This is a genomic window from Arthrobacter methylotrophus (genome assembly GCF_039539965.1).
GTDB classification, from domain to species: Bacteria; Actinomycetota; Actinomycetes; order Actinomycetales; family Micrococcaceae; genus Arthrobacter; species Arthrobacter methylotrophus.
Genome location: NZ_BAABED010000001.1, coordinates 2,341,101 through 2,358,814, shown reverse-complemented (window position 1 = coordinate 2,358,814; position 17,714 = coordinate 2,341,101). Strand labels below are relative to the sequence as shown.

General features: G+C 66.1%; 15 protein-coding genes and 1 pseudogene. 12 read left to right on the top strand and 4 right to left on the bottom strand.

Features of this window, described 5'->3' with window-relative positions; genetic code table 11:
• Positions 1-36 precede the first annotated feature (36 nt).
• Positions 37-819 carry a helix-turn-helix transcriptional regulator gene (locus tag ABD884_RS12445; protein WP_345046074.1) on the top strand — a complete coding sequence of 261 codons (783 nt, stop codon included), beginning with the start codon at positions 37-39 and terminating at the stop codon, positions 817-819.
• On the opposite strand, the gene ABD884_RS12440 is transcribed toward ABD884_RS12445, so the two are convergent.
• From ABD884_RS12440 to ABD884_RS12430, 3 genes are all read right to left on the bottom strand, one after another.
• The gene (locus tag ABD884_RS12440) at positions 816-2,054 is read right to left on the bottom strand and encodes an amidohydrolase (protein ID WP_345046073.1); all 1,239 of its coding nucleotides are present in this window, start codon (positions 2,052-2,054) and stop codon (positions 816-818) included. The two genes, ABD884_RS12445 and ABD884_RS12440, sit on opposite strands and share 4 nt — an antisense overlap.
• A gap of 159 nt (positions 2,055-2,213) precedes the next feature.
• The gene (locus tag ABD884_RS12435) at positions 2,214-3,515 is read right to left on the bottom strand and encodes a hypothetical protein (protein ID WP_345046072.1); all 1,302 of its coding nucleotides are present in this window, start codon (positions 3,513-3,515) and stop codon (positions 2,214-2,216) included.
• Positions 3,516-3,614: 99 nt separating this feature from the next.
• Positions 3,615-3,962: a hypothetical protein gene (locus ABD884_RS12430; protein WP_345046071.1), complete on the bottom strand. Its 348-nt coding sequence runs from the start codon at positions 3,960-3,962 to the stop codon at positions 3,615-3,617.
• A 423-nt stretch (positions 3,963-4,385) separates the two neighbouring features.
• Between ABD884_RS12430 and ABD884_RS12425 the strand changes: the two genes are divergently transcribed.
• From ABD884_RS12425 to ABD884_RS12390, 9 genes and pseudogenes are all read left to right on the top strand, one after another.
• Positions 4,386-5,408: a 3-oxoacyl-ACP synthase III gene (locus tag ABD884_RS12425; RefSeq protein ID WP_345046070.1), complete on the top strand. Its 1,023-nt coding sequence runs from the start codon at positions 4,386-4,388 to the stop codon at positions 5,406-5,408.
• Positions 5,402-8,098: an alpha/beta fold hydrolase gene (locus tag ABD884_RS12420; RefSeq protein ID WP_345046069.1), complete on the top strand. Its 2,697-nt coding sequence runs from the start codon at positions 5,402-5,404 to the stop codon at positions 8,096-8,098. The genes ABD884_RS12425 and ABD884_RS12420 overlap by 7 nt, the downstream gene beginning before the upstream one ends.
• Positions 8,095-9,090, top strand: coding sequence for an NAD-dependent epimerase/dehydratase family protein (locus ABD884_RS12415; protein WP_345046068.1), 996 nt, complete (start codon positions 8,095-8,097; stop codon positions 9,088-9,090). Before ABD884_RS12420 ends, ABD884_RS12415 begins: the two co-directional genes overlap by 4 nt.
• A gap of 41 nt (positions 9,091-9,131) precedes the next feature.
• Positions 9,132-9,398, top strand: a pseudogene (locus ABD884_RS26200) (ATP-binding protein); the annotation flags it as partial.
• Positions 9,399-9,414: 16 nt separating this feature from the next.
• The gene (locus ABD884_RS12410) at positions 9,415-9,570 is read left to right on the top strand and encodes a hypothetical protein (RefSeq protein WP_345046067.1); all 156 of its coding nucleotides are present in this window, start codon (positions 9,415-9,417) and stop codon (positions 9,568-9,570) included.
• Positions 9,571-9,784: 214 nt separating this feature from the next.
• Positions 9,785-10,555, top strand: a complete 771-nt coding sequence (locus ABD884_RS12405; RefSeq protein WP_345046066.1) for a TnsA-like heteromeric transposase endonuclease subunit — start codon at positions 9,785-9,787, stop codon at positions 10,553-10,555.
• A 17-nt stretch (positions 10,556-10,572) separates the two neighbouring features.
• Complete coding sequence (locus ABD884_RS12400) at positions 10,573-12,654, top strand: Mu transposase C-terminal domain-containing protein (protein ID WP_345046065.1); 2,082 nt, start codon at positions 10,573-10,575, stop codon at positions 12,652-12,654.
• Entirely contained in the window at positions 12,645-13,232 is a 588-nt protein-coding gene (locus ABD884_RS12395) for a TniB family NTP-binding protein (RefSeq protein WP_345046064.1), read from the top strand. Before ABD884_RS12400 ends, ABD884_RS12395 begins: the two co-directional genes overlap by 10 nt.
• A 94-nt stretch (positions 13,233-13,326) precedes the next feature.
• Positions 13,327-14,502, top strand: a complete 1,176-nt coding sequence (locus ABD884_RS12390; protein ID WP_345046063.1) for a tyrosine-type recombinase/integrase — start codon at positions 13,327-13,329, stop codon at positions 14,500-14,502.
• On the opposite strand, the gene ABD884_RS12385 is transcribed toward ABD884_RS12390, so the two are convergent.
• Positions 14,433-15,275, bottom strand: a complete 843-nt coding sequence (locus ABD884_RS12385; protein WP_345046062.1) for a hypothetical protein — start codon at positions 15,273-15,275, stop codon at positions 14,433-14,435. The genes ABD884_RS12390 and ABD884_RS12385 overlap by 70 nt on opposite strands.
• 51 nt (positions 15,276-15,326) lie before the next feature.
• Here ABD884_RS12385 and ABD884_RS12380 point away from each other — a divergent pair, with 51 nt between their 5' ends.
• Together ABD884_RS12380 and ABD884_RS12375 are read left to right on the top strand one after the other, a co-directional pair.
• Complete coding sequence (locus tag ABD884_RS12380; protein ID WP_345046061.1) at positions 15,327-17,138, top strand: tyrosine-type recombinase/integrase; 1,812 nt, start codon at positions 15,327-15,329, stop codon at positions 17,136-17,138.
• On the top strand, positions 17,135-17,710 hold the full coding sequence (locus ABD884_RS12375; protein ID WP_345046060.1) for a DUF6262 family protein: 576 nt from the start codon (positions 17,135-17,137) through the stop codon (positions 17,708-17,710). The genes ABD884_RS12380 and ABD884_RS12375 overlap by 4 nt, the downstream gene beginning before the upstream one ends.
• Positions 17,711-17,714 lie beyond the last annotated feature (4 nt).

The window sequence follows — 17,714 nt, the reverse complement described above, 5'->3', positions numbered from 1 at the left end:
TGCTGCTACTAGTAGTGGGAGTGCTAGATTTTTGGGATGAGTGATGAGCGACGGCGGGAGCTGGGCCAATTCCTGCGCGACCGGCGCGGGGGACTGGCACGAGCGGAGCTGGGGCTGCCGCCCATCGGGCGCAACCGCACGCAGGGATTGCGTCGAGAGGAAGTGGCATCCTTCGCCGCGGTGAGCGTCACGTGGTACACGTGGCTGGAACAGGGGAGGGAGATCAATGCCTCCCGCCAGGTTCTCGAGGCGATCGCGCGGGTGCTTCGCCTGACGGGCGCCGAGCAGTCGTATCTGCTGGCACTGGGCGGTTACGCTTCCGTTCCCCTCGCCGAGGTGGCGGTCATCGAGGAAGCCCCGGCCCACGTGCAACGTCTGCTCGACTCCTTGGACTTCCCGGCCTTTGCCGTTGCCCCCGACTGGGGGATCGCGGCCTGGAACAGCGCTTACGCCGAGCTGTACTCACGTATCGCGGCTGTTGACGCGGCCGACAGGAACCTCCTTTGGCTCATCTTCACCGACCCCCACCTGCGCGAGATGCTCCCGGACTGGGAAGAGACCTCAAGCCATTTCGTGGCTGAATTCAGGGCCGAAGCAGGGGCGCGGCTCGGTTCGGCGGCCCACACGGCGCTCATCTCAAGACTGGCGCAGGCCAGCCCGGAGTTCGCCCAGCTCTGGGCAGACCACGGCGTGGAGCGCTTCGCCTCCCGGCAACGGGTGTTCCTGCATCCAGTGGCCGGGAGGCTGGTCTTTGAGCAGCACCGGCTCGTTCCCTCGGACGCGCCCGAACTGCACTTGGTGATGTACGCGCCCGCCTAGCCTGACGCGTCCTCGGAGAGGTATGAAAGTGCCGCGGTGACATGGGCTTGGACACCCAGACCCAGGGTCGGATCGATCACGGGGGCGAAGAGCGGGGAGTGGTTGGCGGGGATGTCCTGGGCAACGGTCCCGCGTTCGACGGCGGCCCGGTACGTTTCCGGGTCCACGCCGCCCAGGAGCCAGAACGTGTAGGGGACGTCGAAGGCGTCTGGGATGCGACTGAAGTCCTCGGACGCTGTTTGCGGTGAGGCGTGGAGCACGGCGTCCGCCCCGAAGCGGGATGTGAAGGCGGCAGTGACTTTCTCCGTGACGGCGGCGTCGTTGCTGGTCAGCGGGAACTGGTCGTAATACTCGAATTCCGGCTCCCGGGGTGATCCGGCAGTGACGCACTCGCCCTTCACGATCCGCTCGATGGCAGCCAGGACGTTGGCCCGGATCTGGGTGTCATACGTGCGGATGTTCAGCAGGAGGGTGGCGCGGTCCGGGATGATGTTCGACGTGGCGCCGGCGTTGATCGCTCCTACCGTGACGACTGCGAAGTTGCCGGGCTTGGTTTCGCGCGACACCACGGTCTGCAGCCTGAGCACGATTGAGGCCGCCAGCACCACAGGGTCCACGGACATGTGCGGCATCGAGCCGTGTGCGCCCTTCCCGTGCACCGTGATCTTGAGCGAGTCTCCGGCCGAGAGAACCGGGCCGGCCGTGGTGGCGACCGTCCCCGCCGGGATCGGCATAACATGTTGGGCGAACGCCACGTCGGGCCGCGGCACGCGGGTCATGAGCCCGTCGTCGAGCATTGCCTTGGAACCGGCACCCACCTCCTCGGCGGGCTGGAACAGAGCGATGTACGTCCCGGACCAGGCTCCGCGCCCGTCGGCCATGAGCTTGGCGGCACCGAGCAGCGCGGCGACGTGGACGTCGTGCCCGCAGGCATGCATCACGCCGTCCACCTCGGAGGAGTACGGCAGGCCGGTGGACTCTTTGACGGGTAGGGCGTCCATGTCCGCACGGGCAAGGACTGCCGGGCCGTCACCGTTCTCGAGGACGCCTACGACGCCGGTGCCTCCGACCCGGGTCACGGCATAGCCGAACGCGCCGAGTTTTTCCTCGACGAGTTTCGAGGTTCGGTGCTCCTCTAGGCTGAGCTCCGGGTGCCGATGGAGATCCAAGTAGGTATCCCGAATCCAGTCGAGCTCGGCGTCAAGGCCCGCCAGGATTGTTTCATGATCGTTCATGGGTACCTCTCTCTGGTGCAGTCCGGGACGCCTGGGCGAGCGGGCGCAACTGGCAAAGCCAGCATAGCCCCCTGAAGCGAACCGGGGGAGTAACAACTGGAATCCCGCCGGCCAACAGACGGCCGGACTGAAAATAGGGCCGAGGCATAGCTCCGGACTTTACTGGGTGGCCAGGGCTTGGCCGTTGGGCGCTTCGAGAGTCAGGCCGTCCAGACTGGGACCCTCCACCCCGGCAATCCGCACAGCCCATGCGCCGGCGCCATTGGCGATGATCTTCCCACCGACCGTCAACGTTCCGACTGGTCCCTCCAGGTCCACGGTGGCCAGCCCGTCGCCGTCGGTGGAGATGTCCGCCCCGACGTCCACGACGCCGATGTGCCCGGTAGCTTTGACACTGAGTGCGATGGCCGCCAACGGCATCAGGACGCCTTTGACCAGGCTTTCGCCGGCGCCTCCGGAGGTGGTCAGACTGCCCTTGATGGTCAGTTTTGGCAGCTCGCGGCTGACCTGTACGCCCACGGAACCGTCTCCATGCGTGGTGATCGAGTCGAACACGGCCTCGCGCAGAGAGCCGTCGTAGACGTTGAATCCGCGGGCACCCAGCCCCGTGGTCTCAATGGGCGCCTCCACGGTGAGCACGCCGATGTCGCCGAAGTTGACGAAACCGATTCCGCTGGGACCGTGCGAGGTGACTTTGGCCTTGGCGGTCCAGTTCTCCACGGCGCCCCAGTTGTCCAGCACCATGTCGTTCTGGCCGAACGTGGTTGTGGTGCCCAGGTTCATCACGTTGGCGGCATTCGCGCCGCTGATGATGAAGACACCGCCGCTGATCAGGTCGGGTGTACCCGCGGCGATGCCGCCGTCGGAAAAGACGTCCCCAGTGGAGAGCATCTCGACGGCGACGGTCCCGCCGTCGGCCATGCCCGCCTTGTCGCCGTGCCCGCCGACGAACACACCTCCGCCGCGCACTGGGGTTCCCGCGCTGCCCGCCGAGATGTTTTCCAGCCGTGCGGTGAGGACCACGTCCGCATCGGGCTGCCTGTTCCACAGGGTGAACGCCCCCTGCATCGCCTCGACCCCGAACCCGGTGGGCCGTTCCGCCCGGCCGCGCATGTCCGCCTCCGCAACGTGCACGCCGTCGGCCTCGATACGGCCGGCCCGAATACTGCCCTCAGCGGCGAGGTAGACCTGCCCGTAACTCGTGACGTTCTTCAGACGAAGGGTGCCCAGGTCCTCCACCGTGGCGTCGTTGTAGATGGCGAGCTCATGCGCCGAGGTGCGCACGGTGATGTTTTCGATCGAGTTATCCCTCGTCAGCCGCAGGCCCTTGGCTCCGAAGACGAGCTCGCCCCCGCGCAACGCCACCCCGGGAGGTAGCGTCAGCGAGGGCATCCCCTTCAATGTTCCGGAAACCTCGATTTCCGTGGCCCCCTCCGCCAGCGCCTCACTCAACTGCGCCACATCTGTTACCTGTCTCCAAGACACGAACATCACCGCTATTCATCGGATCGGAACTCGGGGCGGCAGCCCCGCGGATTGGGCTTCGTATCAGGGGAGGAGCTACGCCCAGATGTACTCTTCGGCGATCGCTCCGTCGCTCCATTTTGCTACCGTCACCATGCGGCTCCCATCCGCGAACTCGCCAATGACGCAAGTCCACTCGCCGGATCCGAACGCGATCGGGTGCGAGGTGATCTGCGGCGGCGTGCCCCCAGCGGAATCGACGAAGGCTTTCATTGCGTCAATGTGTTCGGTGACGCCGCGGGTGGGTTCCTGGCCCTTCCAATCGACGAGGACATCGTCTGTATGGTGATGGGCGAAAATTCCGTTCCAGTCGGCCTTATTCCACCCGTCAAAGTCCAAATCGTCCATTCCTTTGAGATTGCGGTCAACCTGCTCGTCTTGCATGGTTCTTCCTTCTCTCAGGGCGTCGGCCTCGGTGCCTGGCCGTGTCGCCGTACCAACCGTGAGCTTGACCCGACCAGCGTAAGTGAGTGGTCAGCGACACACAATGTGGTTTCTTGAACTTTCCGACAAGAGACCGCGGAAACGGTGGATTTTTCGCGGAAAGCTGCTGTTGGCTTGAAGGTTGCACGCCAACCGATAGTTGAATCGCAATAGTGATATGCTCCTAGCCTATTCTGTGAGTTTGCGCAAGTGCTCCTCCATCAATTTTTTGGGTCTCGATGAGAGACCCTCCACAAGAAGCCGCGTGATTCCACGCAAAATACGTAGGATCCGGGGTTGCACCGGCATAGTTAAGTTCTTGGGCTTGCACATATGGGTAAAGTCACCGCATGAAAGCAGCATGGAAACGAACAGGGGCTTGACTTGGCAGGGAATGCAACCTTCCGGCACAGCAACACCGCACTGCTCTCGGTGAGCTGTATCGAGGCTCCGAGGATCGTGAGTTCCACGGATTTCGACCGTAGCTTGGCTTCGACCCTGCGGCGGCTGAAGTTTCCCCCGCGGCTACTTGAACGCGTAGCCGGCGTCACACACCGCCGCTGGTGGGCCGCAGGCACATCGTTCGATGATGCTGCGGTCGAAGCGGGCGCCAAGGCCCTGGCCGAGGCCGGCGTCGAGGCGTCCGAAATCGGTCTGCTGATCAATACCTCGGTCACGAGGCGTAACCTCGAACCGTCCGTGGCGGTGAAGATCCACCACGAACTCGGCCTACCGTCGTCGGCCATGAACTTCGATCTGGCCAACGCCTGCCTTGGATTCGTGAACGGCTTGATCCTGGCGGCCAACATGATCGACTCCGGCCAGATCAGGTACGCGGTAATCGTCAACGGCGAGGACGCCCAGGTTACCCAGGAAGCCACACTGGCACGACTGCAGCGGCCTGAGACCACGCGAGAAGACTTCAGCAGGGAGTTCGCCACCCTCACACTTGGATCCGGGGCCGCCGCAGCCGTCTTGGGACCCGCAGACGAGTACCCCTGGGCGCATCGGCTTATCGGCGGCGTGATGCGTGCCGGCACAGAACACCACGAATTGTGCGTGGGAGGCATTGACGGGATGACCACCGACACGAAAGGGCTGCTCGACGGCGGCCTTCAGCTCGTCGTCGATGCTTGGCAGGAAGCCCAGCCAGAGTGGGACTGGGCTGCCATGGACCGCTATGTCACGCATCAAGTCAGCAATGCCTATACTCAGGCGATCATTAATGCCATTGACCTGGACCCGGACAAGGTTCCGATCACGTTCCCTCACTGGGGCAACGTGGGTCCTGCCTCGCTCCCTATGACACTCGCAGCCGAGGCCCAGTCACTGACTTCCGGGGACCGTGTCCTGTGCATGGGTGTCGGTTCCGGGCTGAACGCGGGGATGGTGGAAATCGTTTGGTAGTCACCAACTGGCCCGGGGTCGACCCGGAATGGTCCCGGATGATCGACGTAACGTCCACATCGGCCGTCGAGGCGCCAAGCACAGTGCGCCGCTGGCACCTGTTGGACAACGGCTCCCAGCTCTCCCGCCGTGGCGTGGCTCCCGTCGGTACCCTGCTGTGCGTGCACGGCAACCCCACTTGGTCATATCTGTGGCGGACGCTGCTGGCCGCCGGATCCGACGCGGCACATCCGTGGCGCGTCGTGGCGGTGGACCAACTTGACATGGGCTACTCGGAACGCGGCGGCAGGTTCCGCCGCTTGGCGGACCGAATCAACGACCTGGGCGACCTTACCGACGCACTGGGCCTGGAGGGGCCGGTCGTTACGGTGGGTCACGACTGGGGGGGAGTTATCAGCCTAGGCTGGGCCTTGGCGCACCCACGGCACGTCACCGGGGTGGTGCTGACTAACACAGCCGTGCACCAGCCCTCCGATTCGGCAGTCCCGCCAGCCCTCCGGCTTGCCTTGCACCCCGTCGTGCACCGGTGGGGCACGACGACGTCGGACGCCTTTCTGCGAGTGACACACTCGCTGCCGAACCCGCCGCTGTCCGCCGACATTCGAAAGGCCTACATGGCCCCGTATCGCGGTGCCCGCCGCCGGGACGGGGTGGGAAACTTTGTGGCGGATATTCCCGCAGACGCTTCCCATCCCAGCTTCCCGACGCTTAACCGGGTAGCGGAAGGGTTGCGCGGGCTGAAGGTCCCGGCCCTGATGCTCTGGGGTCCCCGGGATCCCATCTTTTCCGATCGATACCTCAAGGACCTGATCAGCCGGCTTCCGCACGCGGACGTGCATCGCTTCGAAGGCGCCGGACATCTCGTAGCGGAAGACCGAGACATTGCCACACCCGTATTCCAGTGGCTCGCCGGGCACGGGGGTGTGAGCGGAAGCGCGTCTCCGACAGCCGGGGCGGCAGCGAGCGGTGGCCAGGGGCTGAACGATGCGGCCGAGCCGCCGCCGGCGGGATTCCGGCCCCTTTGGGATTTGCTCGGCGAGCTGGCGGCAGGGCCGGTAAAGGGAGATATAGCCGTTGCGGAAATGGCGCCGGATGGCACAGTCAGCCGCTCGCTCAGCTGGCAGCAGCTGGACCGGAACATCCTTGACCTTACCGCGGGGCTGTGGGAGGCCGGAGTGGGGAGCGGCAGCCGGGTGAGCCTGATGGTTCCGCCCGGAGTGGACCTGACCGTAGCCCTCTACGCCTGCCTGCGGCTGGGCGCGGTGGTGGTCGTCGCCGACGCCGGGTTGGGAACCAGGGGCCTGAGCCGCGCACTGAAGGGCGCCACCCCCGATTTCCTCATAGGAATCGACAAGGCGCTGGCGGCGGCCTCCGTGCTGGGCTGGCCGGGACGGCGGATCAGCGTGCGGGACCTCCCGGCTGCCCGCCGCCGAATCCTAGGCGTCGAAACTTCCCTTGCCGCCCTGGCCGGACGCGGCGCCGGACGCCCTTCAGAGCGGCCCGCGCACACTGTGGACCCGGCTGCGCTGGCCGCCGTGCTCTTCACATCCGGCTCCACCGGTCCAGCCAAAGGCGTGCTCTACACGCACCGGCAGCTGGCCGCGATGCGGGATACCCTGGCCGAAACATTCGGGATCCGTTCCGGTGCCCGGCTCGTGGCGGGTTTCGCCCCGTTCGCCTTGCTGGGGCCGGCGCTCGGAGCGGTCTCGGTGACGCCGGCCATGGACGTTACCGCGCCCCGCACTTTGACGGCCCGCGCGCTGGCGGACGCCGCCATGGCCATAGACGCTACCGTGGTCTTCGCCTCCCCGGCGGCGTTGCGCAACGTCCTTGCCACCCAGGATGCGGTGAGCAGGGCCGGTCAAAAAGCCTTGGAAGGGATCGAGTTGCTTCTGTCTGCCGGCGCGCCCGTCCCGGAACCGCTCCTGGCGCAGGTGCAACGGTTGCTGCCCAACGCCTCATTACATACCCCATACGGGATGACCGAGGCGCTGCCGGTCACCGACATCAGCCTCGAACAAATCCAGGCAGCTGATGCCGATTCTGCTGCCGGCACCGTTGCGGGAGCAGGCAATGGCGTGTGCGTGGGGAAGCCCGTGCATGGCGCGCGCGTGGCCGTCGTCCCGCTGGCTGCGGATGGCACCGCACCAGGGGCCCACGTGGTGACGGAGGCTGGCGTGACCGGCGAGATTCTGGTGAGGGCCGCACACGTCAAGGAATCCTATGACAGGCTCTGGCTGACCCAGCGGGAAAGCATCAGCGTGCCCGGATGGCACCGCACCGGCGACGTGGGGCATTTCGACGCCGACGGCCGGCTCTGGGTGGAGGGACGTCTTACCCACGTCGTGACGGCGCCCGGGGCTGTCGTGACACCCGTGGGCGCCGAACAGGCCATCGAACGCCTGGACTGCGTCCGGCTGGCCGCTATCACCGGGGTCGGGCCGGCAGGGACGCAGGCCGTCGTCGCCGTCGTCGAGACCGTTCCTCCCTCCCGCAAAGCCGGCCTTGCTGCGCCGCAGCTCGCCGGGCGCGTCCGCAGGGCGGCCCTTGACGCTGGCGTCAATGTCTCCGCTGTGCTCGCAGTCCCCGCGCAGCCCACCGACATCCGACACAACGCCAAGATCGACAGGACCCGCCTGTCCCGCTGGGCTTCACGAGTGCTCGCCGGCGGCCGTCCGGGGGAGCCATGAGAGTCCTCGTCACCGGCGCAAGCGGGCTGCTCGGACGGGAAGTGGCCCGTCTGCTGGTCCGCCAGGGCCATGCCGTGGCCACGTTCCAGCGCCGTCCCTCAGGAGTCGACGGCGCGGCAGACTTAGGCGGTTCCGTAACGGACGAGGCAGCGCTCCGGGGAGCAGTCGAGGGGTCAGAGGGAATCATCCATCTGGCCGCGAAGGTTTCTTTTACTGGCCGTGCCGTGGAGTTCGATGAGGTGAATGTTGAAGGAACCCGCCGTCTGCTCCGTTCCGCCCGTGCGGCGGGGGTACGGGACATGGTGTTCGTCTCCTCCCCGTCCGTGGCAAACTCCGGCACCGCCATCGTCGGGCTGGGCGCGGAGCCGGCTGACCCGCAGCATGCGCACGGCAATTACTCCCGGACCAAGGCCGAGGCGGAGTTGCTGGCGCTGGCAGCGGACACTCCGGAATTCCGGGTCGCGGCGGTGCGCCCCCATATCGTCTGGGGTCCCGGCGACACCCAACTCGTGGAACGGGTCCTGGCCCGGGCCAGCCGCGGTCGCCTGCCGCTGCTCGACGCGGGTGCGGCACTCATCGACACCACCTATGTGGACAACGCCGCCTCGGCCATTGTCGCTGCGCTGTACCGCATGGAACACGTCCATGGCAGGGCCCTGGTCGTGACCAACGGCGAGCCCCGCCCGGTCGGTGACCTGCTGGCGGGCATATGCGCTGCAGCGAGCGTCCCCGTGCCGTCGTGGAGTTTGCCTGGTGGGGTGGCGCGGGCGGGGGGAGCGGTGGTGGAAAAGCTCTGGACCTGGGCAGGGCGGAAAGAGGAGCCGCCGATGACCAGATTCCTCGCCGAGCAGCTCTCCACCGCCCATTGGTTCGACCAGCGCGAGACCCGAAAACTCCTCGACTGGACACCCGCGGTCTCCCTTGATGAGGGACTGGCACGGCTGGCCGAGCACTATGGTTCCTGGTCAGCTGCGCGGGTTCACCGATCGTGAGCGCTAAGCGGACGTTACCCTTTGACTTCACGACCGTCAGCATGGGCGAATTCTTGAGAACCGTTATCAAAAGGCCAGAGAGTCACTCGGTGGGGAACACAGGCATCTTCCTGAAAGGGCTGAGAGGAGTGGGCAAGACCGCACTCCTGAACGAATTCTCAGAAATGGCGCGTCGTCATGGGTGGCTCATGATCCGGTTTGAGGCCGAGCCAGGAAATCAGCCATATCCATCGGATGCCATTGCCGGGAAACTCACGCGTGAATTCCTGGAATCTTTCGTCGGACCGCTCACTGCAAGCTCTAAACCATGGAGACATGCATTAGATGCAGGAAACCTGCATCGGCAAGCGATCCAGGGGAGAATTCCTGTTCCGGAATCCGAATGCAGTCGTCGCCGCAAGGGCCCGCGAAAACGCCGATTTAGTCAAGGAACGGGAGCTCTTGCAGCTACTTCTACTTCCGTGCTTTGAGCGCCGATAATCTACATTATGTAAAGTTATAGTCTGCGTATCTCATTAGATGAATCAATTCGCCCGGATCCCCGGGATCCGCCGTGTCCTGTCTCACCTAAGGTGAGGCAATCTCACTACAGATGAGGCATTGCCTTTTTTGTCTCACTGCAGTTAAGGCATTGGTGCGGCGTGTCTCACCTCACTTAAGGCATTGGCCGGTTTTGTCTCATTACAGTTGTGGCATGGGACACGCTGCGGCGGCGTCCGAAGCTTGTGCCGGACGCGATCTTGCTCCAGGCGCCCTGACCTACAGGGAGCAATTTTCCTCTGCGTCCAGGACTGGTTATCTCGCTGATTGCTGGATGATCCCGTTTGAGAACTCATTGCCGATTCGGCGTCTGACAGCATTCAAGGGACAGCGTAACTTCGCCGGTCTCTGGTGGTGCGCCACGAACCAGCGGCACGTCGGCTTCGAATCCTGGTGCGAACGTGACAATCTGATGCTTCTGGACTTCGACCCTGATGTCGCCGGCTTCTCATCCCAACCCTTCCGCATGACCCTGCCTTCCTCCCTCCCCCAGGGTTCACACGTGCCGGACTACTTCGTCCGGCTGGCGGATGGCTCGGCCGCCGTGATCGATGTCCGGCCTGACAACAGGGTGACTCCGGCGGATCAGGACATTTTTCATGCGACGGAGGACTTGTGCGCGACGGTCGGCTGGGCGTACAGGCGCCTCGGAGGGTTGCCGGCTGTTCTTCTGGCAAATCTGCGGTGGCTGTCCGGATACCGGCACCCGAGGTGTGTTCGGCCGTCGACAGCAGCCAAGCTCCTGGACAGGCTCGCCGCCGACGGCCCGATGTCAATACGTAGCCTGGCTGCTGCAACCGGTGACCCTGTCACGATCCTTGCACCGTTGTTCCACCTTCTCTGGACCCATCGCATCGGCACTGACATCTGCGCCCGGGTCCTCCATCAGGGCACGATGGTCTGGCTGAACGGCGAAGCACCGTGATGGGCGGGCGGGCCGTATTGACCCTCGGTGATGACGTTGAGCTCCGAGGGGTCATCTACCGGCTAACTGCTCTTGACGGTGAGGTCGCCATGCTTGCCGTTGCCGGCGAGGCACCTGTCGCGATCAAAGTCGGATCACTCCTGGCAGACAAGACCTTCAGGATCGTGGGAACTCAGCCAACGCGGCGGCGGATCGCAGGCCCGTCACCGCTGTTCGAATCGCTCCCTTCCGACGTGCAGGCAAGAGCGCGGTGGATGGAAAGCCACATGACCGAAGTCCTGGAGGGCATCCCCTGCAATGCCGATCCGGGCCAGACCGCCAGAAGGACCTTCGACGTCGAACTCACATCCTTGCGGCAACGCGAACAGGCCAAATTGGCGGAGCTTCACGAATTGGGCGAAACCATGAGCATCGGCTCGCTGCAGCGGTTGCGCCATGCCTACGAGAAAAGGGGCATCCTCGGGCTCGTTGACCGGCGGCTCATCCGCCAAACGCCCCTGGCAGGCCGGACGGACCAGCGGGTGGTCGATGCCATCCTCTCAGTGCTGGAAGGCAACACCCATCAGTCATCAGGAACCACGGACCGTTTGATGCGCCAAGTACGCAAGCAACTCGAAGCCGATCACGGGCCGGACGTTGTCCCTCTGCCGTCGAGGGCCACATTCCACCGCCTCATCGGCAGGCTTGCCGAGGGGCGCCACGCAACCGGGTCAGCCCGGACCCGGCGCACACTTGCCCAGCAACCGGAAGGACCTTTCGGCGCCGTCTACCCGGTCAGGCCCGGGGAATTGATGCAGATTGACTCCACTCCCCTGGACATCGCCGTCGAACTCGACGACGGCGTCATCGGCCGCGTCGAACTGACCGCAATGGTCGACATCGCAACTCGCAGCATCCCGGCAGCGGTCGTGCGCCCGGCAACGAAGGCTGTTGACGCGGCCCTGCTGCTCGCGCGGTGCCTGACCCCCGAGCTGATGCGGCCTGGTTGGGCCCAAGCGGCATCCATGGCCGCTTCCGCCCTGCCCTACCGGTCGATGAAATCCATCGACGAACGACTCGAGTACGCCGCCGCGAAACCGATTATCGTTCCGGAAACCATTGTCTGTGACCACGGCAAGGCCTACCTCTCCAACACCTTCAAGAGCGCGTGCCGCAGCCAGGGCATCAGCCTGCAGCCAGCACACCCCGACACGCCCACCGACAAGCCAGTCATTGAACGCACCCTGCAGTCCATCGGCACACTCTTCGCCCAATACGTCACCGGCTACCTGGGTTCCTCCGTCGAACGACGCGGCAAGAACGCCGAGCACCAGGCCGTGTTCTCCTTGCTGGAGATCCAGGACCTTCTCGATGAATGGATCGTCACCGGCTGGCAAAACCGCCCCCACGACGGGCTCCGGGACCCCTTCACACCCTCCCGGGTACTGACGCCGAACGAGAAATACGCGGCCCTTCTTGCGGTCAGCGGCTATATCCCGGTACCGCTCGGCGCCGAGGACTATCTGGAACTCCTGCCCGCCGAAACACGGGTGATCAACAGCTATGGTGTCAAAATCCGCCACCGGGTCTACGACACCGCCGATTTGAATCCTTACCGCGGCCAGAAATCCGGGATGAAAGCGCTCAAGGACCTATGGGAGGTCAGATACGACCCCTATGACGCCGGTTGTGTCTGGATCCGCAACCACCACGACGGCGGCTGGATCACCGCTTACTGGCGACACCTGTCCGCCTCTCCCCAACCCTTCGGGGACGACATCTGGGACTACGGACGCCAGATCGTCGGGCAACGCGGCATCACGAACCCCTCAGAGGAAACCATCAAGGCTGCGGTGGACAGCATCCTCGACAAAGCCTCACCCCCGGCCAAACCGCGGGCGAGGAACAGGAAAGACCAGCGGGCCGCCGCCCGCAATACTGCTGCCGTGGTGGCCCAACGTCCGCGGCCACACACCGTTCAGCCTGCTCTGGAAAAGCCCCCGACGCCGGACCCAGTGACCGGACCAGCCACGGAACGAGAAGCGGATACCCCGCAGCTGGCGAAGGTCATTCCGCTGAAGATATACAACCCCCAGGAAAAGGCCGACGAATGGTGGTAGAAACAGCAGAACTTCCCAGCGCCAGCCGCGCGCCAACCACGACTTTGCAGGGCTGGCGGAGCTTCGTCAGTTCAGTCGCGCCCGAGATGGATCCGCCCGACCCGGCGGTACTGGCGGCTATGAGTGCCATCGAGCGTGAACGCTACGACGAGCAACGTATCAGCTACCACTCCGAACTGGTCATCGTGGAAACCTCAACCGTGCGCTCCATCACGAACCAGGGCCGGCTGTTGATGATGCTCAACCAGCGTGAGATCAGCGCCCGGCGCGGACTGGTAGTCTCCGGCCCCTGGGCCTCCGGCAAAACCACCGCCATCAAACTCCTCGGCAAAACGCATGAGCTATTGATCAAGCGGAAGTACCCCAGACAGGACCGCATCCCCGTCGTCTACATCACCACGCCACCCAAAGGCTCGCCCCGGAAACTGGCCAGCGAATTCGCCAACTTCCTCGGACTGCCCCAACGCCCCCGCCAGAACGTCACCGACATCGCCGACGCCGTCTGCCAGGTCCTCACAGACGCAAAGACAGACCTCGTCATCGTGGACTTTACCGACCGTGATTTGTGTTGTTCGTGATGTCCGTTCGAGCCTGTGATCCGATCGTCACGGGCCCGTTTACCGACCGGGACCGGGACGTTCGTCATGTTCTGGTGTCGGTTTGGAGGACGAAGTGGTACAGCGTGTGGTGGTCGGGGACCTGAGGGTCCAGCAGATCAATCGGAAGGACGGGCAGCGGTCGTGGACGATCGTGTGGCCCGAGGGGACAGTCCATGAGGAGGCGGACCGGTTCCTGCGGCGGCATGACGGTTCGGGGACGCAGAAGACGTACGCGTACTACCTGGTGGACCACCTGCGGTGGCTGGAGCGCGAATGCCTGGCCTTGGACAAGGTCCGGCTGCGGGACCTTGAGCGCTACATGGGCATCGTCGGCGCCGAGGTCCGCATGCCGCTCGGCGAACCGTGGAGGGTCGGCAAGCGCCCCTACGGACGCTCGGCCCTGTCTACTGCGGCGGCCTGTCTGAAGGGCTTCTACCTGCACCAGTCCTCCCTCGGCATCAACGGGGAGCTCGGCAGGAAGCTCGACACGTCCCGGCTGCCGTCGCGGGCGGACCGGCGCCGGTCCTTCCTCGGGCACGTGAAGTCCACGCTGCCGGCCAACCAGCTCGCGCCCTCGGGGCCGCACCGCCGGCATCCGAAGATGCTCCCGGACGGCGCAAGAGGGAAGCTGCTGGCCGCCGTGAATGCGGCCCGGGACCGGCTGGTGGTGACCTGGCTCGCGGACGGTGGCCTGCGGATCGGTGAATTGTGCGGGCTGCACATGGTCGACCTGCACCTGCGGGAGAACGCGGGGTGCGGCGAGTGTCGCGCCCCGCACCTGCACGTCTGCCACCGTCCGGGAAACCCGAACCGGGCCGAGGCGAAGACCAAGCATCCCTGGCGGGTCGAGCACGGCATTGTGACCGGCGGGCTGATCAAGCGGGTCAGTCCGGCGATGGTGCACGCCTACTTCGAGTACGTCATCACCGAGTACCCGGCCGGCGCCGGCCACGGCATGCTCCTGGTCCAGCTGCATGGCACCGATACCGGTCAGCCGTGGTCCCCGGTCGGGGCCCGGCGGATGCTCGGCCGGGCCGGGAAACGCGCCGGTCTGGGGCTCGTGAAACCTCATGCCTTCCGGCACACGTTTGCTTCAGCGGTTCTTGACGCCGCGGACGGCAACCTGCTGATCGCCCGTGACGCGGGCGGTTGGGCGTCGGCGGCGATGGTCGATGAGGTCTACGGGCACGTCGACGTCCACGACCCGGCGTTCGACGCCGCACTGCGCGCGGTCTGGGGTGAGGCGTGATGCGGCGGCAGGAGTACCTTCGGCCGTTGTTCGCCGGGCGTCCGGACCGGGTCGGCCGGGACCGGCTGGAGATCCTGACCGCGCTGATCAGCGGGCCGTCGTTCGACCCGATCTTCCGCCCGGAGGTCATCGCGATCCCGCGTGGCCACGCGATCTACCGGTGGGAGTGCGTGGTCCAGGGATGCGAACGCACCCGCACGGGCGGGTCGGACCTGTGCTCGGAGCATCAGCGTCAGTGGACCCGTGACAGCGGGCACGGCGTGGGCAGGGCCGCCTTCGTGTCCGCCGCCCAGGGCCTGGACCGGCGCGCCGGAGCGGAAGAGGCCATCTGCCGGATCTGCCCTGAGCGCCCTGCAGCCGGCAATGACCTGGGGCTGTGCCAGCGCCATGTGAGCCGCTGGGCCGCACGCAAGGGCGAGGGAGAGGACAGCGGCTCCTTCGCTGCCTGGGTCAGCGGCGAACCGGCGTGCCCCGGCTACGGGCGCTGCGGTGCGGTCGTCTGCCCGAATCTGGCAGACTCCCCGCTGGGGCTGTGCGCGTGGCACGGCAGCCGCTACCGCCGTGACGGCCGGCCCGGGGACGCCGCGATGCCGCACAACTGGTGGCAGCAATACGAGAGGTTCGGAAAGACGGTGCCGATCGGGTACGGCGACCAGGCCGCGTTCCAAGACTGGTGCGCTGCCGTTATCGCCCAGCCGTGGCCGGGGCAGATCAATCTTCGCGGGCTGCGGCCCCTGGTGCGCGCCGAGATCCAGTGGGGGCTGTCCGTCCACACCCGCCGGACCCGGCCCAGCCGCTGGGACCTGGTCCGGATCCGGTCGCTGGTGACCACCTGCCGCAGACTCGAGGTGGACTCGCTGGTCGACTTCGACTTCGAGCGCGTGGACAGCGGTTCCGCCGCGATCGCCAAGGAGATCCTGCACGAGCTGCGCCTGGTCTACTTCACCCCTGAGCAGGCCAGGGACGCCGGGTTCCTGGAGACCGAGCACTTCGGGGTGCTGTTCCCGCACCGGTTGAGCCACCTCGACCTGACCGGCATCCCGCAGCGCTGGCTGCGGGATCTGACGTGGGACCACCTGGCGGACCTGCTCCGGTCCCCGCGCTGCCCGCGCTCGGCCGGCCCGGTCGACAACCTGCGCCGGGCAGCCGTCGAGCTGGGAACCTTCCTGGAAGTCGACGCCCCTGGCGGTGGCCACGACCCGGCGGCCCTGCGGGAAGAGCACGCCCAAAGGTTCGTCGCCGACCAACGCCACCGCGAACGCGATGGGCTCCCCTCGCTGGCCGTCAAACGGATGGACGGGACCGCGAGCATCGTCACCACCGTCACCCGGTCGGTGGTGTTCAACGCCGTCCGCAAACTGATGCGCGGGGCCCTGGACAGCGGCGCCGTCGAACGGCTGGGCCTGGACCGGGAGTTCATCATCGCGTTTCCGAGTGCCGGCGCCGCCACCGGCCGGACCGCGCGTCGGCCCTTCCCCGACGAGGTCGCCCGGGCCCTGGCAGACGAGGCGAATCTTGCCGAACTGGCCGCAACCCACGACGCCAGCGACAACGGCGCCCGCGACATCTGGGAGACCACCGTCATCACCGGCCGCCGCATCGGGGAGGTAATCAAGGTGCGGTGGGACTGCATCGGCCGCTACGGCGGCCTGGCGATGTTCTGGCATGACCAGACCAAGGTCGGCAACTACGATGTCGCGATCCGCATACCCGAACGCCTCTACGGGATCCTTGCCGAACGCCAGCGCAAGACCCTGGACCGCTTCACCGCCCGCTACGGCCACCGGCCGACCGGAGCCCAACGGGCCGGACTGGCCCTGTTTCCCACGACCTACCGCAGCCACGACGGGACGGCTTCGCTGACCCACCAGTGGTTCTACAGCCGGTTCCGTCCCTGGGTGGACGCCATGGACCTCGGCCACTACGTCCCCCACCAGGCGCGCCATACCCTGGCCACCAACCTGCTGCGCCACGGCGCGACCCTGACCCACATCCGCCGATACCTCGGACAGGTCAGTGACCGGATGGCGGAGCACTACGTCCACCTGACCAGCTCCGACCTGGAGAACGTGCTTCAGCACGTCTGGGTCGCCGGCCCCGGCACGGCCCAACCCGGCGAGCTCCTGGCCGGGGACGCAGCCCCGCTCACCCGCCAGCAGGCCCAGGCCCTGGCGATCGACCTGTCGCGCCGCAGCACTCCGGCCGAGGGCGGGTTCTGCACCTTCCAGCCCGTCGTCTCCGGCGGCGCCTGCCCCTGGAACCTGGACTGCCATAACTGCGACAAGTTCGTCCTCTCAGGCGCCGACCTCCTCTATTGGCGCCGCAAGCGCGAGCAGTGGCGGCTGCTGGCCGAAGGCGCCCCGGACGACGCCACCGCCGACTATCTCCACCGGCACTTCGAGCCCACCGCCCGTGCCATCGATGGCCTGGAGAAGGCCCTGGCCGGCCTCGGTCTCCTCGAGGACGCCCTGGCCCTGGACCTGCGCAAACCCCAGGACTACTTTCACCGCGTGTGGTCCACCGCCTTCCGCGCCACCGACCTCGCCGACGCGGGCAACGACGAGGAGAGCGAGTACAGCGGATACAGCGATACGTCCACCATCGAGGACATCAGCCCCGAAGAGGACGTCGCATGAACACCGCTGCCGTCCCTGAGCCCCGCACGGCGGCGGCCCAGGCCGCCCGCCGCCGCAAGACCGAAACCGCCCTTGAGCGGGTCCATCAGGCCATCGCCCGGCTCCGGCGCGAAAAGGCCCGGGTCAGCGTTGCCGCCGTCGCCCGCCGGGCGGATGTCTCGCGCACCTTCCTCTACGACAACTTCGAGGCCAGAACCGCTATCGCAACGGCGATGGCCGAGGCCGGTGAACACCGGCCCCGGATGCTCGCCGACCAGGACAGCGAACGCGAGCTGACCTGGCGCGAACGCGCCCTGAACGCCGAAGACGGTCTCAAAGCCGCCCAGGCCGAGATCCTCACCCAGCGCACCCGCATCGGTGAACTCCTCGGCCAGATCCGTGACCTGCAGGCCGAATGGACCGAGGAAGCCGTCCAGCGGATCACCACCGAGAACACCACCCTCAAACAGCGCGTCCGCCAGTTGACCGCCGAGAACCGCGCTCTCGACGAGCGGCTCAAGGCCGCCCGCTCGAACCTGCGCTTCCAGGACCGGCGCGTCGCCGATCTCGAAGCCCAGATCGCGGGCAGCTGAAAAT

Excerpts from the sequence above, each read along its gene's own strand:
- ABD884_RS12415 (WP_345046068.1), top strand. The coding sequence starts at position 8,095 with ATGAGAGTCCTCGTCACCGGCGCAAGCGGGCTGCTCGGACGGGAAGTG.
- ABD884_RS12445 (WP_345046074.1), top strand. The coding sequence starts at position 37 with ATGAGTGATGAGCGACGGCGGGAGCTGGGCCAATTCCTGCGCGACCGG.
- ABD884_RS12430 (WP_345046071.1), bottom strand. The coding sequence starts at position 3,962 with ATGCAAGACGAGCAGGTTGACCGCAATCTCAAAGGAATGGACGATTTG.
- ABD884_RS12395 (WP_345046064.1), top strand. The coding sequence starts at position 12,645 with ATGGTGGTAGAAACAGCAGAACTTCCCAGCGCCAGCCGCGCGCCAACC.
- ABD884_RS12405 (WP_345046066.1), top strand. The coding sequence starts at position 9,785 with ATGGGACACGCTGCGGCGGCGTCCGAAGCTTGTGCCGGACGCGATCTT.
- ABD884_RS12440 (WP_345046073.1), bottom strand. The coding sequence starts at position 2,054 with ATGAACGATCATGAAACAATCCTGGCGGGCCTTGACGCCGAGCTCGAC.
- ABD884_RS12410 (WP_345046067.1), top strand. The coding sequence starts at position 9,415 with ATGCAGGAAACCTGCATCGGCAAGCGATCCAGGGGAGAATTCCTGTTC.
- ABD884_RS12375 (WP_345046060.1), top strand. The coding sequence starts at position 17,135 with ATGAACACCGCTGCCGTCCCTGAGCCCCGCACGGCGGCGGCCCAGGCC.